The sequence below is a fragment of the Pseudomonas sp. UBA6562 genome, from assembly GCF_002434265.1.
Classification (GTDB): Bacteria; Pseudomonadota; Gammaproteobacteria; order Pseudomonadales; family Pseudomonadaceae; genus Aquipseudomonas.
Genome location: NZ_DJJS01000004.1, coordinates 162,106 through 180,846, shown reverse-complemented (window position 1 = coordinate 180,846; position 18,741 = coordinate 162,106). Strand labels below are relative to the sequence as shown.

Sequence of the window (18,741 nt, the reverse complement as noted above, 5' to 3'; positions counted from 1 at the left end):
TCGCGCATGATGAAGGAGTACATACACGTGTCGAGCGTGAATGTGATCACAGCGTGAACCTACCTCCATCGCTGATGACTTCTGCACGCTCTTGGAGGAAATCCTTATCGGCGTTGGGCAAACCACTCAAAGAAAGCCAGTCTGAGCGTACAGGACGTAGCGTGATGGTGTCACCGATATGGGTGATTTCCAGCTCGCCAACGCCTTCGTAGGCCATGTCATTGGGCAGGCGAATGGTTTGATTCTTGCCGTTTTTGAAAATAGAGACGGTGCGCATTGGGGTTGGCTCCTGCGTAGGTTGAACAGGTGCGATCTAGCTAAAAATTCATGCACCAGGGACCGTAACGGTGCCGGCATTAATGCCACATTGGCCCGAAAACAAAAAACCGGCCGAAGCCGGTTTCTTGAGGTGGTCGCAGGATCACTCCCACTCAATCGTCGCCGGCGGCTTGCTCGACACGTCGTACGTCACCCGCGAAATCCCTTCGATCTCGTTGATGATCCGCCCGCTTACCGTCTCCAGCAGCTCGTACGGCAGATGCGCCCAACGCGCCGTCATGAAGTCGACCGTCTCCACCGCACGCAACGCCACGACCCACGCGTAGCGACGGCCATCGCCCACCACGCCCACCGACTTCACCGGCTGGAACACCACGAACGCCTGGCTGGTCTTGTGGTACCAGTCGGCCTTGCGCAGCTCTTCGATGAAGATGTGGTCGGCGCGGCGCAGGATGTCGGCGTATTCCTTCTTCACCTCGCCGAGGATGCGCACGCCCAGGCCCGGGCCCGGGAACGGGTGGCGGTAGACCATGTCGTACGGCAGGCCCAGCTCCAGGCCGATCTTGCGCACTTCGTCCTTGAACAGTTCGCGCAGCGGCTCGACCAGTTTCAGGTTCATCTCTTCCGGCAGGCCGCCCACGTTGTGGTGCGACTTGATCACGTGGGCCTTGCCGCTTTTGGCGCCGGCCGACTCGATCACGTCGGGGTAGATGGTGCCCTGGGCGAGGAACTGGATGTTGTCCAGCTTGCTGGCTTCGGCATCGAAGATGTCGATGAAGGTGCGGCCGATGATCTTGCGCTTCTTCTCCGGGTCGGCTTCGCCGGCCAGGTTGTCGAGGAACTGGGCCTCGGCGTCGGCGCGGATGACCTTGACGCCCATGTTCTCCTTGAACATGGCCATCACCTGGTCGCCTTCGTGCAGGCGCAGCAGGCCGTTGTCGACGAACACGCAGGTCAGCTGGTCGCCGATGGCGCGGTGCAGCAGCGCGGCGACCACCGAGGAGTCGACGCCGCCGGACAGGCCCAGCAGCACGTTGGCCGAGCCGACTTGCTCACGCACCTGGGCGATGGCGTCTTCGACGATGTTGGACGGGGTCCACAGCGCTTCGCAGCCGCAGATGTCCTGGATGAAGCGCGAGAGGATGCGACCGCCCTGCTTGGTATGGGTCACTTCCGGGTGGAACTGCACGCCGTAATAGCCGCGCGCGTCGTCGAACATGCCGGCGATCGGGCAGCTCGGGGTGCTGGCCAGGACGTGGAAATCGCCAGGCATCGAGGTGACCTTGTCACCGTGGCTCATCCACACGTCCAGGCCCAATACGCCGTCGGCGTCGACATGGTCTTCGATGCCGTCGAGCAGGCGGCTCTTGCCGACTACGTCGACGCGGGCGTAGCCGAACTCACGCAGCTCGGAACCGGTGACCTTGCCGCCCAGCTGCTCGGCCATGGTCTGCATGCCGTAGCAGATGCCCAGCAGCGGCACGCCCAGGTCGAACACGGCTTGTGGCGCGCGCGGGCTGTTGGCTTCGTGCACCGACTCGGGGCCGCCGGCGAGGATGATGCCGCGCGGGTTGAAGGCGCGGATCGCTTCGTCGTCCATGTCGAACGGGTGCAGTTCGCAATACACACCGATCTCGCGCACGCGGCGGGCGATCAGTTGGGTGTACTGGGAACCGAAGTCCAGGATCAGGATGCGGTGGGCGTGGATATCGAGGGCCATGACTCAATCTCGTCAGTGGAAATCGGAAACGAAGCGGGGCTGTTCATGACAGCCCCGCTCGAGGATGAGGATGAAACCTCAACCTACGCGGTAGTTCGGGGCTTCTTTGGTGATCTGTACGTCGTGCACGTGGGACTCGGCCATACCGGCACCGGTGATGCGCACGAACTCGGGCTTGGTGCGCATCTCATCGATGGTGGCGCTGCCGGTGTAGCCCATCGAGGAACGCAGGCCGCCCATCAACTGATGGATGATCGCAGCCAATGCGCCCTTGTAGGGAACGCGGCCTTCGATGCCTTCGGGCACGAGCTTCTCGGCGCCGGCCGAGGAGTCCTGGAAGTAGCGGTCCGAGGAACCCTGCGACTGCGCCATCGCACCCAACGAACCCATGCCGCGGTAGGCCTTGTAGGAGCGGCCCTGGAACAGCTCGACCTCGCCTGGCGCCTCTTCGGTGCCGGCGAACATCGAGCCCATCATCACGCAGGAGGCGCCGGCGACGATGGCCTTGGACAGGTCGCCGGAGAAGCGGATGCCGCCGTCGGCGATCAGCGGTACGCCGGTGCCTTCGAGGGCGGCGGCGACGTTGGCGATGGCGCTGATCTGCGGCACGCCGACGCCTGCGACGATACGGGTGGTGCAGATCGAGCCTGGGCCGATACCGACCTTGACCGCATCGGCGCCGGCTTCGGCCAGGGCCTTGGCGGCAGCGCCGGTGGCGATGTTGCCGCCGATGACCTGAACCTGCGGGTAGGTCTGCTTGACCCAACGCACGCGCTCGATCACGCCCTTGGAGTGGCCATGGGCAGTGTCGACCACCACCACGTCGACGCCGGCGGCGACCAGAGCGGCCACGCGGTCGGGGGTGTCCTTACCGGTGCCGACGGCGGCGCCGACGCGCAGACGGCCTTGGTCGTCCTTGCTGGCCAGCGGGTAGGCCTTGGCCTTCTCGATGTCCTTGACGGTCATCATGCCTTTGAGGCTGAAGGCTGCGTCGACGATCAGGACCTTTTCCAGGCGGTGCTTGTGCAGCAGCTCGCGCACTTCGTTCTTGTCGGCGCCTTCGCGGACGGTGACCAGACGCTCTTTGGGCGTCATCACATCGCGTACGCGGGCTTCCAGACGGGTTTCGAAACGCACATCACGGGAGGTGACGATGCCGACCAGGTCGCCGTTCTCCAGCACCGGAACGCCGGAGATGTTGTTCATGCGGGTCAGTTCGAACAGGTCGCGCACGGTGGCGTCGGCCTCGATGGTGATCGGGTCCTTGACCACGCCGGCCTCGAACTTCTTGACCTTGCGCACTTCGCTGGCCTGCTGCTCGATGGTCATGTTCTTGTGCACGATACCGATGCCGCCTTCCTGCGCCATGGCGATGGCCAGGCGGGCTTCGGTGACGGTGTCCATGGCGGCGGAAACGAGGGGAATGTTCAGCTCGATGCCACGAGTCAAACGGGTCTTGAGACTGACTTCATTGGGCAGTACCTCGGAGTAGCCAGGTACAAGGAGGATATCGTCGAAAGTCAGGGCTTCTTGGCTGATACGCAGCATCGCGGGGGCTCCCGGGCGGGAAAAATGGAAGCGCGCCATCATACGCCTGCTGGGGCGCCAGCTCAACGGCGAGCTGCGGGTAAGCGTCGAGCGGCACGCTTTGATGCGTCACGCGCCGCTCGTTCGGCATTCGGTTAGCTGCGCCAAGGCCGCCGTCGATGGGCACACGGCGCGTAACGACCCTCAGCGCTGCACGGCCACCACCGCGACCGGCTGATCCAGCCAATCGGCGAATTGCTCGATGAATGCCGGTGTGAAGCCCGCCTCGCCCCAGTTGTTGAAGATGAAGCCGAGGTTGGAGAAGGCGCAAGGCTGCAGGAACAGAAAGCCGTTGATGTCGTCTTCGTGTCCGCACAGCGGGCAGGTGAAGTTGTCGGTCAGCCCCGGCATCCACTCTTCCAGGCTGTCGAACAGCGGCTCGCCGACTTCCCGCCGGCACCCGGGGCAGCCGGCCTCTTCGAGAAAGCCGTCGGTCGGTGTGTAGATGCAGCGTTTCAACACCACTTCCATGCCATTGAACGGCTCACCGAGCGGCACCCGCTCCGGATGCAGGGCGATCTTGCGCGCGCCCTCGGCCAGGGCATGGCCCATGCGGTTGCCGGTGCTGCCACAGGTGCTGAGCGCCGCCTCGACCACCCGCTCGCGCACCAGCCAGCGCAGGATCGCTCGGGAACGCGCCTCGTGGGCGATGACGCTGGACATTTTCGGGACGATGATGCGCTGGGAATTCATGGACGGCCTGCGGACTGCGTGGAGGCGGGCCATTCTACCCCCTGCGCCACGGTGCAGATAGCCAGCCCTGCCCGCCCCTGCCACTGGCCGTTCCTGCCAGCGTCGCGGCCCACGACAGGGCGCGCCCGCTTCCTCTATAGTGTGGCCCCATGATCAAAGACCCTTTCGAACGGCTCGGCCTGGATCGCGAAGTCCTCACCGTCAGCCAACTCAACGGCCGCGCCCGCGTGCTGCTGGAAGACGTTTTCCGCAGCGTGTGGGTGGAAGGCGAAATCTCCAACCTGGCCCGCCCGGCGTCCGGGCACCTGTACTTCACCCTCAAGGACAGCGGCGCACAAATACGCTGCGCGCTGTTCCGGCAGAACGCCACGCGGGTGCGCCAGGCCCTGCGTGACGGGCTGGCGGTGCGTGTGCGCGGGCGGGTGTCGCTGTTCGAAGGGCGTGGCGACTACCAGCTGATCCTCGACACCGTCGAAGCCGCAGGCGATGGTGCCTTGCGCCTGGCCTTCGAAGCCTTGAAGGAAAAGCTCGACGGCGAAGGCCTGTTCAGCGCCGAGCGCAAGCGCCCGCTGCCGCAGCACCCGCAGCGCATCGGCATCGTCACCTCGCCGACCGGCGCGGTGATCCGCGACATCATCAGCGTGTTCGGTCGGCGCGCGCCGCAGGTCGAGCTGAACCTGATCCCCACGCCCGTACAGGGCCGCGAAGCGATCATGCAGATCGTCCGCGCCTTGCAGCTGGCCGATCGCCAGGGCTTCGACGCGCTGATCCTGGCCCGTGGCGGCGGCTCGCTGGAAGACCTCTGGTGCTTCAACGAAGAGGCCGTGGCGCGCGCCGTCGCCGCCTGCGTGACACCCATCGTCAGTGCCGTGGGCCATGAAACCGACGTGTCGATCAGCGACTTTGTCGCCGATGTGCGCGCGCCCACGCCGTCTGCCGCCGCCGAGCTGCTGGCGCCGGACAGCAGCGGCCTGCAGCAGCGCGTCGAGAGCCTGCACCGGCGCCTGCTGATGCGCATGCGCAACCGCCTGGCGCACGACCGCCTGCGCGTCGAAAGCCAGAGCCGTCGCCTGCGCCACCCCGGCGACCGACTGCGCCAGCAGGCGCAGCGCCTCGACGATCTGGACATGCGCCTGCGCCGCGCCTTCGTGCTGGGCATGAACCAGCGCCAACAGCGGTTGGGCCGGCTCGACATGCGCCTGACCGCCCAGCACCCGGGCCGCGCCCTCAAGCTGCTCGAACAACGCTTGCACAGCCTGGCCGAACGCTTGCCGAAGGCCATGCGCGACGTGCTCAAGGACCGCCGCCAACGCTTCCAGGTTCAGGTGCAGACCTTGCAACTGGTCAGCCCATTGGCGACCCTGGCGCGCGGCTACAGCATCCTGCTCGACGACCAAGGCCATGCGGTACGCAGCGCCGCGCAGACCCACAACGGTCAGCGCCTCACCGCCCGCCTCAACGAAGGCGAGCTGAAAGTGCGCGTCGAAGACAACCACCAGACCCCGGTCACCCTCTCGCTATTGGACTGACACATGCCCCGCTCGCTCGCCCCGCTGCTCGCCCTGTGCCTGGCCTTGCTCGCCCCCCTTGCCCAGGCCAGCTACATCACCCGCACGCTCGACAAGCCCGTGCCCGGCGGCGTCGCAGTGGTCGACCTGGGGCCGAGCGCACAGGCGCCCAGCGCACGCTTCGACGGCAAGCCGGTGCTGGTGGTCAAGGAACAGGACAACTGGCTGGCCATCGTCGGCCTGCCGCTGACGCAAAAGCCCGGCACCGCGACGCTGACCGAGGGCAAGCGCAGCGTGCCCTTTACCGTCGGCAGCAAGAAATACCCCGAGCAACGCATCACCTTGAAGAACACCCGCCAGGTCAACCCCAACCCGGCCGACCTCAAGCGCATCGACCGCGAACTGGCCGAGCAGATCAAGGCCTACCGCAGCTTCAGCCCGAACCTGCCGAGCAACCTGGTGCTCGACAAACCGGTCAACGGCCCGCTGTCGAGCAAGTTCGGCGTGCGCCGCTTCTTCAACGGCGAAGAGCGCAACCCCCATGCCGGCCTGGACTTCGCGGTGCCGGCCGGCACGCCGATCAAGACGCCGGCCAACGGCAAGGTAATCCTGATCGGCGACTACTTCTTCAATGGCCGCACGGTGTTCGTCGACCATGGCCAGGGCTTCATCAGCATGTTCTGCCACATGTCGAAGATCGACGTGAAGCCGGGGCAGGACCTGCGCCGTGGCGAGGTGGTCGGGCGTGTGGGGTCGACGGGGCGGGCGACGGGGCCGCATATGCATTGGAACGTCAGCCTGAACGATGCGCGGGTGGACCCGGCGATTTTCATTGGGGCGTTTCAGCCTTGATTGCGTGGGCGAGGGACGGCCGTCAGGCTCAAGTCTGATAGCGATGGATGGAAAGTCTGGGCGATGGTTGCAGGGCCTGTTCAGCGGGCGCGGTGTGTTGACTGGATTGGGGCCGCGTTGCGGCCCATCGCGACTAAAGTCGCTCCTACAGATGGTTGCGTGATGGAAAGAGGTTGCGCAATAAAAGACGGATATGAGTATAAAAACGGCTATCGAATCTCGCCTGAAAACACCTATCAAGCATTTATTCCATTTTTTTCGTAACGCTTGCCAACCCTCACCGCACTGGTTAGGGTTCAAGCCATGAAAACCGCTCACACCCTCCTTCTGCTTCGCCAACACCGCAGCCTTTGCCTGGTCAGCGCACGACTATCCAGGTAATCGCGTCGCCTCGCCCGTTTACCTCGTTTACTGCCGGCAGGCCCGATCAGGCCGCACATTCAAGGATTGCTTCGATGACCATGCTCAAAGACCCGTCGCACAAGTACCGCGCGTTTCCCACCATCGATCTGCCCGACCGCACCTGGCCCTCCAAGGCCATCACGGCGGCGCCGATCTGGTGCAGCTCCGACCTGCGCGACGGTAACCAGTCGCTGATCGAGCCGATGGACGCCGAGAAAAAACTGCGGTTCTGGAAGACCCTGGTGCAAGTGGGCGTCAAGGAAATCGAAGCCTCCTTCCCCGCCGCCTCGCAGACCGATTTCGACTTCGTGCGCACCCTGATCGAAGACGGCCACATTCCCGACGACACCACCATCCAGGTGCTCACCCAGGGCCGCGAAGACCTCATCGCACGCACTTTCGAGTCGCTGCGCGGGGCCAAGAAGGCCATCGTCCACCTGTACAACGCCACCTGCCCGTCCTTCCGCCGCATCGTCTTCAACACCGACAAGGACGGCGTGAAGAAGATCGCCATCGACGCCGCCAAGCTGTTCGTCAAGTACGCCGCCCAGCAGCCGGACACCGAGTGGACGTTCCAGTACTCGCCGGAAACCTTCAGCGCCACCGAGCTCGACTTCGCCAAGGAAGTCTGTGACGCGGTGATCGAAGTGTGGAACCCGACCCCCGAGCACAAGATCATCCTCAACCTGCCCGCCACTGTCGAAGTGGCCACGCCCAACGTCTACGCCGACCAGATCGAGTGGTTCTGCCGCCACATCAATCGCCGCGACAGCGTGATCATCAGCCTGCACACCCACAACGACCGCGGCACCGGCATCGCCGCCACCGAGTTGGGCCTGATGGCCGGCGCCGACCGCGCCGAGGGATGCTTGTTCGGCAATGGCGAGCGCACCGGCAACGTCGACCTGGTGACCCTGGCCCTGAACCTCTACACCCAGGGCATCGACCCGCAACTGGACTTCTCCGACATCGACGGCGTGCGCAAGGTGGTCGAGGAGTGCAACCAGTTGCCGGTGCACCCGCGCCATCCCTATGTCGGTGATCTGGTCCACACCGCCTTCTCCGGCTCGCACCAGGACGCCATCCGTAAAGGCATGAGCAAGCAGCAGGACGGCGAGTTGTGGGAAGTGCCGTACCTGCCGATCGACCCAGCCGACATTGGCCGCAGCTACGAGGCGGTGATCCGCGTCAACAGCCAGTCGGGCAAAGGCGGCATCACTTATCTGCTCGAGCAGGAATACGGCATCAGCCTGCCGCGCCGCATGCAGATCGAATTCAGCCAAGTGGTGCAGGGCGAAACCGACCGTTTGGGCCTGGAGATGACCGGCAAGCAGATCTACAGCTTGCTGCAGAAGGAATACCTGCAAGCCAACACGCCTTACGCACTGGTCAGCCACCGTCTGCGCGAAGAGAATGGCCACAGCGCCGTGGAAGTGGACGTCGCCGGCGAAGGCGAAACCACTCTGAAGTGGTCCGGCAAGGGTAATGGCGCCCTGGAAGCCCTGGTCGCCGGCCTGCCGATGACGGTCGAGATCATGGACTACAACGAGCACGCCATCGGCGCGGGCACCAACGCCAAGGCCGCCGCCTACATCGAACTGCGCGTGGCGGGCGGGCGTCCGGTGCACGGTGTGGGCATCGATGAAAACATCACCACCGCCAGCTTCAAGGCGCTGTTCAGCGCGCTCAATCGTTCGTTGAGCCAGCAGCAGGTCAAGGCGGCCTGATAGCTTTACGACACCGCCTTCAAAAGACCGCATCCCAGGATGCGGTTTTTTTATGCAAGCCGTTCACGGCCACTTTCCACGAGCCATAGGCGCAGTGGCGGCTGACATTTCTGCCAGTAGACGCCATTACCGGCCACTTCCATGGTGATTCCTCCCCCATAGGAGGTTCACCATGCGCACCCACTATCTTGGCGCTGCCCTGTTGGCGGCATTGCCCATGCCATTGCTGGCCCAGTCGACCGCTAACGACCTCGACCCTAAAGCCACCGTCGAGCGCATCAACCGCAACTACAACGCCACCGTCACCGAGTGCCGCGAGCCGGACACCGGCGCGCCGCGTGGCCATTACTACTGCAGCGGCGTGACCCTGCGCATGGTCGACGACGGGCCGTTCAATCCCTGGGACTACAGCGAGTTCGCCAAGAAAACCGGAGCGACCTCCTACACTTGGCTGCGCAAGGACCTGAGCATCGACAAACTGGTCCGCCCCGCTGGCTTCATCCTGCGCACGCCCAGCGATGCCCATGCCTTGAACCTGCCGGTCATGGAAACCGGCTTCATGTGCATCTACGCGTTCGACGGTTTCACAGGCCCCGAGCGGCGTTGGCACGGTTGTGGCACGTACAACCAGGCGCTACCTGAAAATCATCAAGCCCGTTCGGCTACGGTGCCGGCCAACCGCAATCAGGCTCTCGCTTGGGGCAGTTGCGACAGTCGGGCAATCGACACCGCGGACCAATGGCGTCAGAATTTTCGTTACGTGCGCACGGATATGAACCGCATCCAGGTCGCGCAATGTTCTTGGAACGCCGAGCAACCTGCCGATTGGAATGCCATGGTCGATGTCCATCAGAATCCGGGCGTGCGCAACGACTACTTCGCCCGCCCCGACCAGAGCAACGAACTGATGCTGCGCAACGCCAGCGAAAACGGCGATGGCAGCGGGCGCCTGCCCTACATCGAGGCCTTCGTGTGGAACGTCAACAGCACCTATGTGGCGCCCACCCGTGGCGACGTGAAGGCGCCCGCCGCTACCGGAGGCCTGGAGCCGGCGCGCAATTTCCAGCGTAAGCTGCACGCCCAGGGTTATGCCGTGCCGATCGTGCGCGTGGACTTCACCAAGCCCGCCAGCGAGCGCTTCAGCTATGCGCACGAAGATCAGGTGATCGCGCTTGGCAGCGAAGGCGCAGTCCCTCGCCGGTATATCCAATCGGCCGACTGGGCCTTGCGTCTGGACCCAGGTACGGGCCGGCAGGAGTGGACGCTCACCGTAATCCCCAGCGCGGCGGGCAAAGCTGCGCAAGTGAGCGGTCAGCAGGCGCTATACGACGAGCTGCAAGCCCTGCGCGGCAACGACCCGCAATGGCGAGAAAACGAGACCAGCCCTGGCAGCATGCGCCAGCAATTGAGCTGCCTGATCGGTGACTACCCCGCCAAGACGGTATGGAACCTGGAACCCTTCCGCCCTACCGTCGACGCCGCCCAAGCCTCGAAAGCCGGCTGCAATCCCTTCACAACGCAGAGCTCCGCGCTGATCGCCGCTTCCAATTGGTCGCAATTCACCGACAACGCTAGCGGGCAACAGGTCTGGGGGCTGCGGGTGGTGCCCACCCAGGCAGGACGTAGCGCCGCCAGCGAAGCGCTGTACGAAGAACTGCTGCGCCTGCGCGGGCAAGACCGCGAATGGCAAGAAGGCGGACCAGGCAGCATGCGCATCCAGTTGGCCTGCCTGCAGGCCAACTACAGGAACAAAGCGGAGTGGAACCTCGAGCCCTACCGCCCTGCAGTGACGGCGGCCCAGGCCAAGGCGCAAGGCTGCAACCCAACCTGACGGCACCTGACAGCCCGGCACTGCGCAGGCAGCGCCGGGTCCGCACTCAGGGATAGCGCGCCGCCGGGTAAGGGTTACAGCCCTGCTGCAAGGAGGCTTGGTGAGACACGTCGGGCCGTGCCGGTTCCAGATTGAACACGTCCTTGTCGCGTACCGGACGCCCCTTGTCGACCAGTGCCATGTGGCACACCAACTGCCGCCGCATGCCACCGCCGTAACCTGCGCCACTCCAGCGCGGATCGTCGGCGTACTTGCGCACCAGCTCGGCGTACATGGCATCAGTCTGGTCGTCTTTGATCTTGCGGCCACAGTCGGTCGGAGTGACCGAGAGGCTCCAGATGCCCTTGCCCAGGAACGGATCGTCGCGCTGAATCCACTCGGCTTTGTCGATATAGGACCTGCACGCTTGTGCGCTGGTCTTGACCGGTCGTGGGAGGTCGCGGTGTTGCGCGCCCGCCTCACAGGCGAAGCGGGCTTTCTGAGTGGCATTGGCCGGGAACTTCATGTTCACCACCGGCACCCAGTTGCCCGTGCGCTGGTAGTAGTCGAACTGGTTCTTCACGGCATCGCGCTTGCCTTGGGCATCGCTGTAGAAAAACGCCGCCACAGGCACGTCCTCGCCCTGCTTCCAGGCCACCACTCGCAGTTCGGTCTGCACCTGGCGCCCTTCTTGGGTGTCGGCGATGGACTGGCGCGCCTCGATGAACTGGGCGAACGCGTCCCGGCGGGCCGTGCGCGAAAAATCGCCCGTCATGCTGAAAGCGCACTGGCGTTGGTGCCGAGCCTGCCGATTGGCAGCGCCGCCAAGCGCATCGTATTGCCGCTTCCAGCCCGCCAGGTCTTTTATGCCCAAGGCCTGGCAACTTTTCTCCACTTCGGGAGAGCCTGAATAATCCCCGCATCCCCGCTCGCTGCGAAAGTCCGTCCAGGCGTCGATGGGATAGGCACAGAACACGTCGAGTTTCTTTTGCGGCGCGTCGACGAACTGGCGTGGGGTAAAGAGAATGCCGTTATTGGCTTTCAACCCGGGGTCTTCATAACCGATCTTGTCACTGCGCATCCACGACATGGAAACGCCACCCGATTGTTGCGAATTGGGGCTGGGGTTCCAGACGTCGTACTCGCCGTTGGGCGCGCGGTGCGTGCCACGCATCAGCAGACCGGAACAGTCCACGGCGGGGTCGCTGCCGCAGCCGGTGGGTGTGCTGTTGTACCAGGTCTGTAACTTCTCGACCACGCGCTCGCAACTGTCGGCACTGATTGCACTGGTCGAAAAACAGAGCGATATAAAACACGCAGGCAGCAGCCTGCCGGGCAATGCATTCATGGCATTAACTCCAAGTTTGAAAAGTAAAAATCACCCCTTCAGACTAAGAGCCTGCGCATCAAAAACAACTGACAAAAATATCAGTCCTTGCCCAGTCATTATATTCAACGCTATAAAGCGCGTATGCTCCGGCGTCCGAAGCGCTTACTTGACCCGCTGATTGTTCATCACACGGCCTGCCATATATGTAGAACTGATGACCGAGGTTGGCGTCTTTGTCCATGTGAATGGCTTGGCTGAATGCTCGTCATGAGCAGTCCTGAAGGGACGGATCGCGACGTGCGGATCGGCAACGGTGGTGAAGACACTTCGATACAGCGCGCCTTTCCATCCATGAGAATCCGCTGTCCGCCGCGTTTGACCAGAGGGCACGGGTGGGCGTGGGGGCCAAGCTGAATGAAATCATGTGCGTTACGCATAATAGCGGCACGCCGCACTGATATTTTTGTCAGTTGTCGCTCCTTGCTGGCCTGATCGAAACTAAGCCTCGATTCCATGCGACCGAATGCTGAAAATCGGTCAGCCGTCCCATTGAGGAGAAGATCATGAGTGAAGATTTCGGCGGCTTCGACTGTATAGCCATTGATGAACGATCTGGATCCGGCAAGTTTATTCTGCCTATTGCCGGGATGCTGCACGAAGAGCAAGGACCCTTGTTTACTCTTGAACTCGATGTTGACCTGATCTCGCCTCAGCTTAATTTTTTCGGCTACGGCACTTGGTCGATGTATTGGGGTGGTCTAGATACGGCAACTACTAAACTCAGTCTCAATGACGTGCCCTTCACCAACGGCCAGCGGATCACCTGTGACGTTGCGATGGAGGGTTTCACCCGCGGCGAAAACTATTTTGTCGACGCCGAGCTATTCAATCAGGCCCGTGTAGAGGCGGTCAGAAAAGGCGGCAGTTATACCGCCGTCACAGGTCAGCGGCACGTGACCGTCATGCTGAAGAATGGGACTGCTCATGTTTATGAGTTGATGCAGTCTGACAAGACTGCGAGCGGCTACGCACTGCTTACCCAGGTGGTTGCACCGTCTGGAACGTCTGTCGACTTTTCGTGGACGGACAAAGATAGGGCCCCACGTGTGCAGTCGCTCACCTGCGAAGGCTACTGCGTCCTCAAGGCTGACTGGGTAGATTCAACGCTGCAAAAACTCGAAGTTTTCCCAGGGTCAGAAGAAGCGAAGACCTTTAGTATCAATTATTCAGGCAAGGATATTGAGATCACGCTGACGGGAGACACGACCCATGCAGATCAACGGGTCTATCGCTTGAAGACCAACGCCAAACAGGTTGAATGTCTAGATGTCATCGAGATCTACACCGAGCCAACGTCCTGCATCCATACCCACCAAGCCCTGTTCACCTACAGTAAGGGTAAAATTGGCAGCTATCGTATCCAACCTCACGGCTACGCTGACCAGGACAGCCTAATTGCGGTCTATACTTATGCCAGCGTGCGGAATACGCATACCACGACTGTTACATGCTCACGTGGACTGCCGAAGGACACGCCAACCTCTCCCCCACAGCACGTCGGCCTCTATACCTACTGTTATGAACACGATCGGCTTGCCGCTTTCAAAGTTGAAGCCGGTGGTACGGTGGAGGAAATTAAGCACACATTGACCGTGCTCGAAAGCGAGCAGCGGGTACGCCTGACCGCCACACGCAGCGTTGATGCCGAAGCGGTAGGCAGTTGTTTTTGGGAGTTCGATGCGAGTGGTAACTTGGTCAAGCATGACGAGGCCGACGTGGTGACCGAGTGGACCTACTATAACGACTACGACGTTTACGAAATCAAGGAAACGTCCGAACGCGTTTCTACGGTAAGCGGTGAGAACTGGTTGAGCCAGGCGCCCTTGGCCGCAGTGGATTATGCCAATCCCATCGGTTGGGGATTTTTGATTTTTGGCAAGAGCGGCCTGACTTGGTACAAGGTACTGCACAGCACCGTCAATCTGTCTCATGCCGGCACCACGTATGCAAAAAAAGCGTTTCAACTGCCGCTTGAACTGGCCTATCCCGGGGCGACCACTGGCTTTTCCTCACATCCCGAATCCGAGTTGACGTCAATACGCCAGGGGGGCGTCCTGCATGCGCAATCCTTGACGTTTTACGGTTACCAGAAATTCGTTCCGATCAAGCAGCCGCACGTGAGACGTGCACATGTGCTCAAACCTTCCCACAAGCTAACGATTCTTGAGCCGGACTTCGAACGCGTGGATATTTCAGCGTTACAGCTGGAGATTGCCAAGACGTGGGCAAAGCCCTTTACCGACAGTTTGAAAGCGCAAATGACCGCGAGTGTAGATGCAGAGGAAAAAGCTCAATTCGTCTCGATGCAGGCGAGTTTGGAAAAGAGTTTGAAGCAACAGAGCGAACAGAACGCTTCGGGCTTCAAACTACGAAAACCGTGGCGAGCGATGTCGATGCGGGTGGATGAACTCTCTTATGGAACAGATCCCAAAAAGCCGGGATTTGCCTGTTTGAAGAAAAGTACTGCTTATGCACTTGATCAGGATGGCGCAGCGATCGCGTCCAAAAAGATAGTGACCGCGTTGGGTTATAGCCAGCCTTCCACGCCCCCTCATAGGATCACCGTTACTGCGACTGTCAGCGCGCCTGATGGCGTCACCACAACGTCGAGTACCACTCGCTCGCATTTGACCGGCAGGCTTTACCAGAAGGTCGATGGGGATGGACAAGTAACAGAATTGAACTACACATCCAACGGCTTGCTTGCCAGCCAGTCGCTGTCCTCGGCCCTGCAACCTGCGGTCATCATCACTTATACGCTGACCCCCCTGCCGAGCGGTCATGTCCAGCACCAAGTCCAGAACAGTGAATTCGGCCATGGCACCCGTGTCACGATTGACCAGCAAGGGCGAGTCCGTGCGCACTGGCTGACGCGAGATGGCAAAAACTGGCTGCTGCAGACATCAAGCGAATATGATCGCGAAGATCTCGAAATCCGACTGAGTGTATTCGACTACGACGCGAAAAACCTCCTGATCAGCGAACACGAAACGGTAACCACTTTCGCTGCGGAGGATGACGCCCGTCAGGTAGTCAGGACCCTCAAGGACGGCAAGGGCAATGTCGTCGATAGCAAAACGATTGTCACAAGCCGTATTGAAGATGGGCTAAAGGCGGTACACGGCGATTTCACCCTGAAACAGACCTGGGATGCCGGCACACGTACGCAAGCACTTATTTCGAGCGTTTCGAATAGTACCAAGGACGCGTTTAAAATCCAGACGTCGTATGACGTTGAGGGTCATCGCACCGCCGTCATTGTCGGTACGGTCGAAGGCACCAAGACTCACCAGCGGGAAAAGGTTGAGTTCAAGTACGACAGGAATGGCTGGCTCACAGAAAGCCACCGCACCGCCGGTAACCATTCGGTCAAGAGCCTCTTCGATTACGACAGCTTCGGCCGGCTTACCTCGCAAAATAGCAACGGCATCGTTATTAACAACACCTACGCTGCCGATACCCGATCACCAATAGCCACCCGCGCGACGATCACCGACAGCAGCGGGGGCGCATCATTGGAACTGGGCTCCCAGTCAGTCGACAGCTTGGGTCGGCTTTCAAGTCGCAGCGTCGGCGGCGTGGTCGAGTCGTTCAATGACGAGGCTTCTCCAGGCTCGCAAGACACGCCTCCTGTGCTCGACGGTTATGCCTGCAAATGGGACAGTGCCAATCAGACGCTCTTAATGGACTGCCCGGTAGGTTTGACGCTGGACAGAACGTCTAGCACGACGCTGCGCACAGCTGCCGCCTACAGCGCGGCGGGACAGCTTCTGCGCACGACCGACATTGCAGATTACGTGATGCATTACAAGTACGATGCATTCGGACGTCTGACGGCATTGGACAGCGATACCTTCAGGGCAGCGTTTACCTATCGGGACGACGGCCTGCCACTGCAAGAAACTGTCGAGGATATTAGCGGCCAACGCACGATGACAGTCGCGTATACCTACGACTTGGCAGGCAACGAAATATCCCGCCGTTTCACCTGTCCAGGCATGCCGTCACACGAGTTGAAACGCACGCTCCTGGCAGATGGAAAACTCAGCAAGAGTGAGCTGCTTGTCGATAAAAAATCGCACTCCTCAGACGCCTATCAATACGACAGCCATGGCCGTCTCATCCAATGGGACGGGGACGGTAAGTACTTCAAATATAAAGAGGGCGCTTTTGCAAAACAGACGTTCGACTACGATGTGCTCGGCAATGTGACCTCGACCCAATGCAGTGAAAAAAATCAACGACCTGGGGCATGGGCCTGGAGCGCGACCTTCGACAGGTCATTCAGCTCCAGCAAACCCGGTGTTCTGGTCAAACACGATAAAACCGCCATTGTCAGCGATGCCAAGGGACGCTGGGTCAGCAATCATTGCAGTTTTTACGGCAATGGCCAGCCCAAGGTGTCCGGGGGAATGCACTCCAACGATCATCGTGTCCTGACGTATGGCTACGATGATCTAGGCCGCTTACGTGGCATCCATCTAAAAGCCTCCACTGAAGCGGGCTATCGGTTCCACTATCGTGCTGGGCAGGTGTACGCGCGCTCCCAAGTATTCACTCCGTTGTCATCCAATGCGAAGGCTATTCGGCGCGACGTGCTGATGCTCAATGAAAGCACCAGTTGCTACTTGCAGGAGTGCAGGGATGACGGCGAACGGGTAACGAGGACATTCGAACTGCGTGATGCTGCCGGTACGATCTTCGCGACGGTCGGCGCTGATCACTCGATCGCATACCATGTGTACTCGCCCTATGGATTCATCGATGCTGCACCCACAGGATGCGATTGGCTTGGTTACAAGGGAGAGCCGCTACTGCCCGATGGTAATTACTATCTGGGCAACTACAGGCTGTACAACCCAGCGCTCATGTCATTCCAAAGCCCGGACAGTCTCAGCCCTTTCGGTGATGGCGGCCCTGCCACTTATGCATACTGCTCCGGCGACCCAATCAACTACCATGACCCGAGTGGGCACCAACGGGTTGCACAGTACTCACGCAAAGCTTCCGGGACGTTGCTCGAAACCAAAGAGTTCCGTTATGTGATGGCGGCGACCGGGCTATTGAGCGCGCCATTCACCGGCGGCACCTCGCTAGGCCTGGCTATCGCAGTCACAGGGTTGGCGGTAGCCGCGTCCGGGTTCGAGATAGCGTCGTTAGTCATTGAAGACAGTAATCCGGAGCTCGCGCAGACGCTTGATTACATAGGTCTCGGCGTAGGTATGTTCAGCGCCGGTGCAGGCTTTGCCATCGCCGCTAGGACGGCGGGCGCCACGGCTGGACGCGCTGTGATTGGCTCCTCGATGACTGGCTCGTCATTGCCTAGTCGCGGTATGCGTGCGGGCAGACCTCCTGCCGTCACCCACACGGCGCCTAAGAAAGGCCTGTACCGATTCGGCTTCAAAGCCGATAGCGTTCCCACGCTAAACCTGTCGCAGCACCCAGCCGGTATTTACAGAGTTCCGCAGTGGTTCAGCGAAACGCCCGCACTGATCCCGTCGAGCACCTTGTGGGGCGCGGACCAGGCGATCCGGTGCCACCATGTTCAGGAGCCATTGATCCGTATATCCAGAAGAAACTCCGCAAGCCCCATTCATATCTATTCCGGCGCGCACGGTAGGAAGTGGGGAGACAACTGGATAAGTTATCAAAATCCACAAGGCCGCAATGCGTATCGACGCAACCCTAGATTCAACGAAAAAGCATTTTTCTACGAAGATATAAATGCGTACGAGCACCTTACTCATTTCGACCGCAAAAAACCGCTGGTAACGAAGTACCAAGTGGATGTCCTCAACCAGATTAGAGGAACTTCCGACGATGTACGGATCGTCCGCCGAGCCCTACGCAAACGCAAAATTCATATCCATGATTTGAGCGGCATCAACAATCGGGGCATCACGCCTGACACGCTGGATCTATTGGAGCGTCAGCCAGGTCATCATATCGGAGCCTTCTGCTTCTCGCGCAATGACGAACGCTGGCTCCACGAGTACCTGTTGCCTCCGGTAACGAGTTGGATATAGCGGTGGAGTAAAGGGGCGCCTTAGGCGCTCCTTCGATCGCGGAATACAACGTATTCGATCAATCAAACAACGCCATTGCCTCGGCGCTGCTCGCTTCAATGCGTGCCCAATCGCCGTTCTTGATCCAACCGCTGTCGAGCATCCAGGTGCCGCCCACGCACATCACGTTGGGCAACGCCATGTAACTGCGCGCGTTGGCCTGGTTGACCCCACCCGTAGGGCAGAAACGAATGTCGCCGAACGGACCGGCGAAAGCTTTGATGGCCGCCGCGCCGCCGCTGATTTCTGCGGGGAACAGCTTGAAGCGGCGATAGCCCAGGGCGTAGCCAGTCATGATTTCCGACGCCGTGCTGATGCCGGGCAACAGCGGAATGTCACCCTGCACGCCCGCTTGCAGCAGTTCGGGGGTGATGCCGGGGCTGACCACGAACTGTGCGCCGGCGGCAGCCACCGCTTCGAACATGCGGCGGTCGAGCACCGTGCCGGCGCCTACGCACAGCTCCGGGCGCTGCTCGCGCAGCACCTCGATGGCCTTGAGGCCATGGGCCGAGCGCAAGGTCACTTCGAGGGTGCGGATGCCCCCGGCCGCCAGCGCATCGGCCAGCGGCAGGATGTCCTGCTCGCGGGCGATGGTGATCACCGGCAGGATGCGCGCCTGGGCGCAGATCGCGTCGATGCGCGCGGTCTTCTCGCTCATGCTCAGCAGCGGTTGGGGGCGTTCGAGGGTGGTCATGTCAGCTGATCCTT

Annotated in this window: 11 protein-coding genes; 5 read left to right on the top strand and 6 right to left on the bottom strand. The window is 61.1% G+C overall.

Features of this window, described 5'->3' with window-relative positions:
- Positions 1–46: 46 nt before the first annotated feature.
- From vapB to B4M43_RS04990, 4 genes are all read right to left on the bottom strand, one after another.
- Positions 47–277: a type II toxin-antitoxin system VapB family antitoxin gene (vapB, locus tag B4M43_RS05005; RefSeq protein WP_296264760.1), complete on the bottom strand. Its 231-nt coding sequence runs from the start codon at positions 275–277 to the stop codon at positions 47–49.
- Between the two features lie 144 nt (positions 278–421).
- On the bottom strand, positions 422–1,999 hold the full coding sequence (gene guaA, locus B4M43_RS05000; protein ID WP_296264757.1) for a glutamine-hydrolyzing GMP synthase: 1,578 nt from the start codon (positions 1,997–1,999) through the stop codon (positions 422–424).
- Between the two features lie 78 nt (positions 2,000–2,077).
- The gene (gene guaB, locus B4M43_RS04995; protein ID WP_296264756.1) at positions 2,078–3,547 is read right to left on the bottom strand and encodes an IMP dehydrogenase; all 1,470 of its coding nucleotides are present in this window, start codon (positions 3,545–3,547) and stop codon (positions 2,078–2,080) included.
- A 183-nt stretch (positions 3,548–3,730) separates the two neighbouring features.
- A complete protein-coding gene (locus tag B4M43_RS04990; RefSeq protein WP_296264755.1) occupies positions 3,731–4,279 on the bottom strand; it encodes a sugar ABC transporter ATPase in 549 nt (182 codons plus the stop codon).
- A 149-nt stretch (positions 4,280–4,428) separates the two neighbouring features.
- On the opposite strand from B4M43_RS04990, the gene xseA reads away from it, so the two are divergent.
- From xseA to B4M43_RS04970, 4 genes are all read left to right on the top strand, one after another.
- The gene (xseA, locus tag B4M43_RS04985; RefSeq protein WP_296264753.1) at positions 4,429–5,808 is read left to right on the top strand and encodes an exodeoxyribonuclease VII large subunit; all 1,380 of its coding nucleotides are present in this window, start codon (positions 4,429–4,431) and stop codon (positions 5,806–5,808) included.
- Between the two features lie 3 nt (positions 5,809–5,811).
- Positions 5,812–6,639 (top strand): peptidoglycan DD-metalloendopeptidase family protein, encoded by an 828-nt coding sequence (locus tag B4M43_RS04980; protein ID WP_296264751.1) that lies wholly within the window; start codon positions 5,812–5,814, stop codon positions 6,637–6,639.
- A gap of 455 nt (positions 6,640–7,094) precedes the next feature.
- On the top strand, positions 7,095–8,768 hold the full coding sequence (gene leuA, locus B4M43_RS04975; protein ID WP_296264750.1) for a 2-isopropylmalate synthase: 1,674 nt from the start codon (positions 7,095–7,097) through the stop codon (positions 8,766–8,768).
- Positions 8,769–8,940: 172 nt separating this feature from the next.
- Complete coding sequence (locus B4M43_RS04970; RefSeq protein WP_296264747.1) at positions 8,941–10,599, top strand: DUF2599 domain-containing protein; 1,659 nt, start codon at positions 8,941–8,943, stop codon at positions 10,597–10,599.
- Between the two features lie 46 nt (positions 10,600–10,645).
- On the opposite strand, the gene B4M43_RS04965 is transcribed toward B4M43_RS04970, so the two are convergent.
- A complete protein-coding gene (locus B4M43_RS04965) occupies positions 10,646–11,836 on the bottom strand; it encodes a DUF2599 domain-containing protein (protein WP_296264745.1) in 1,191 nt (396 codons plus the stop codon).
- A 635-nt stretch (positions 11,837–12,471) separates the two neighbouring features.
- On the opposite strand from B4M43_RS04965, the gene B4M43_RS04960 reads away from it, so the two are divergent.
- Positions 12,472–17,994: an RHS repeat-associated core domain-containing protein gene (locus B4M43_RS04960; RefSeq protein WP_296264743.1), complete on the top strand. Its 5,523-nt coding sequence runs from the start codon at positions 12,472–12,474 to the stop codon at positions 17,992–17,994.
- Between the two features lie 58 nt (positions 17,995–18,052).
- On the opposite strand, the gene B4M43_RS04955 is transcribed toward B4M43_RS04960, so the two are convergent.
- Entirely contained in the window at positions 18,053–18,727 is a 675-nt protein-coding gene (locus B4M43_RS04955; protein ID WP_296264741.1) for a bifunctional 4-hydroxy-2-oxoglutarate aldolase/2-dehydro-3-deoxy-phosphogluconate aldolase, read from the bottom strand.
- Positions 18,728–18,741 lie beyond the last annotated feature (14 nt).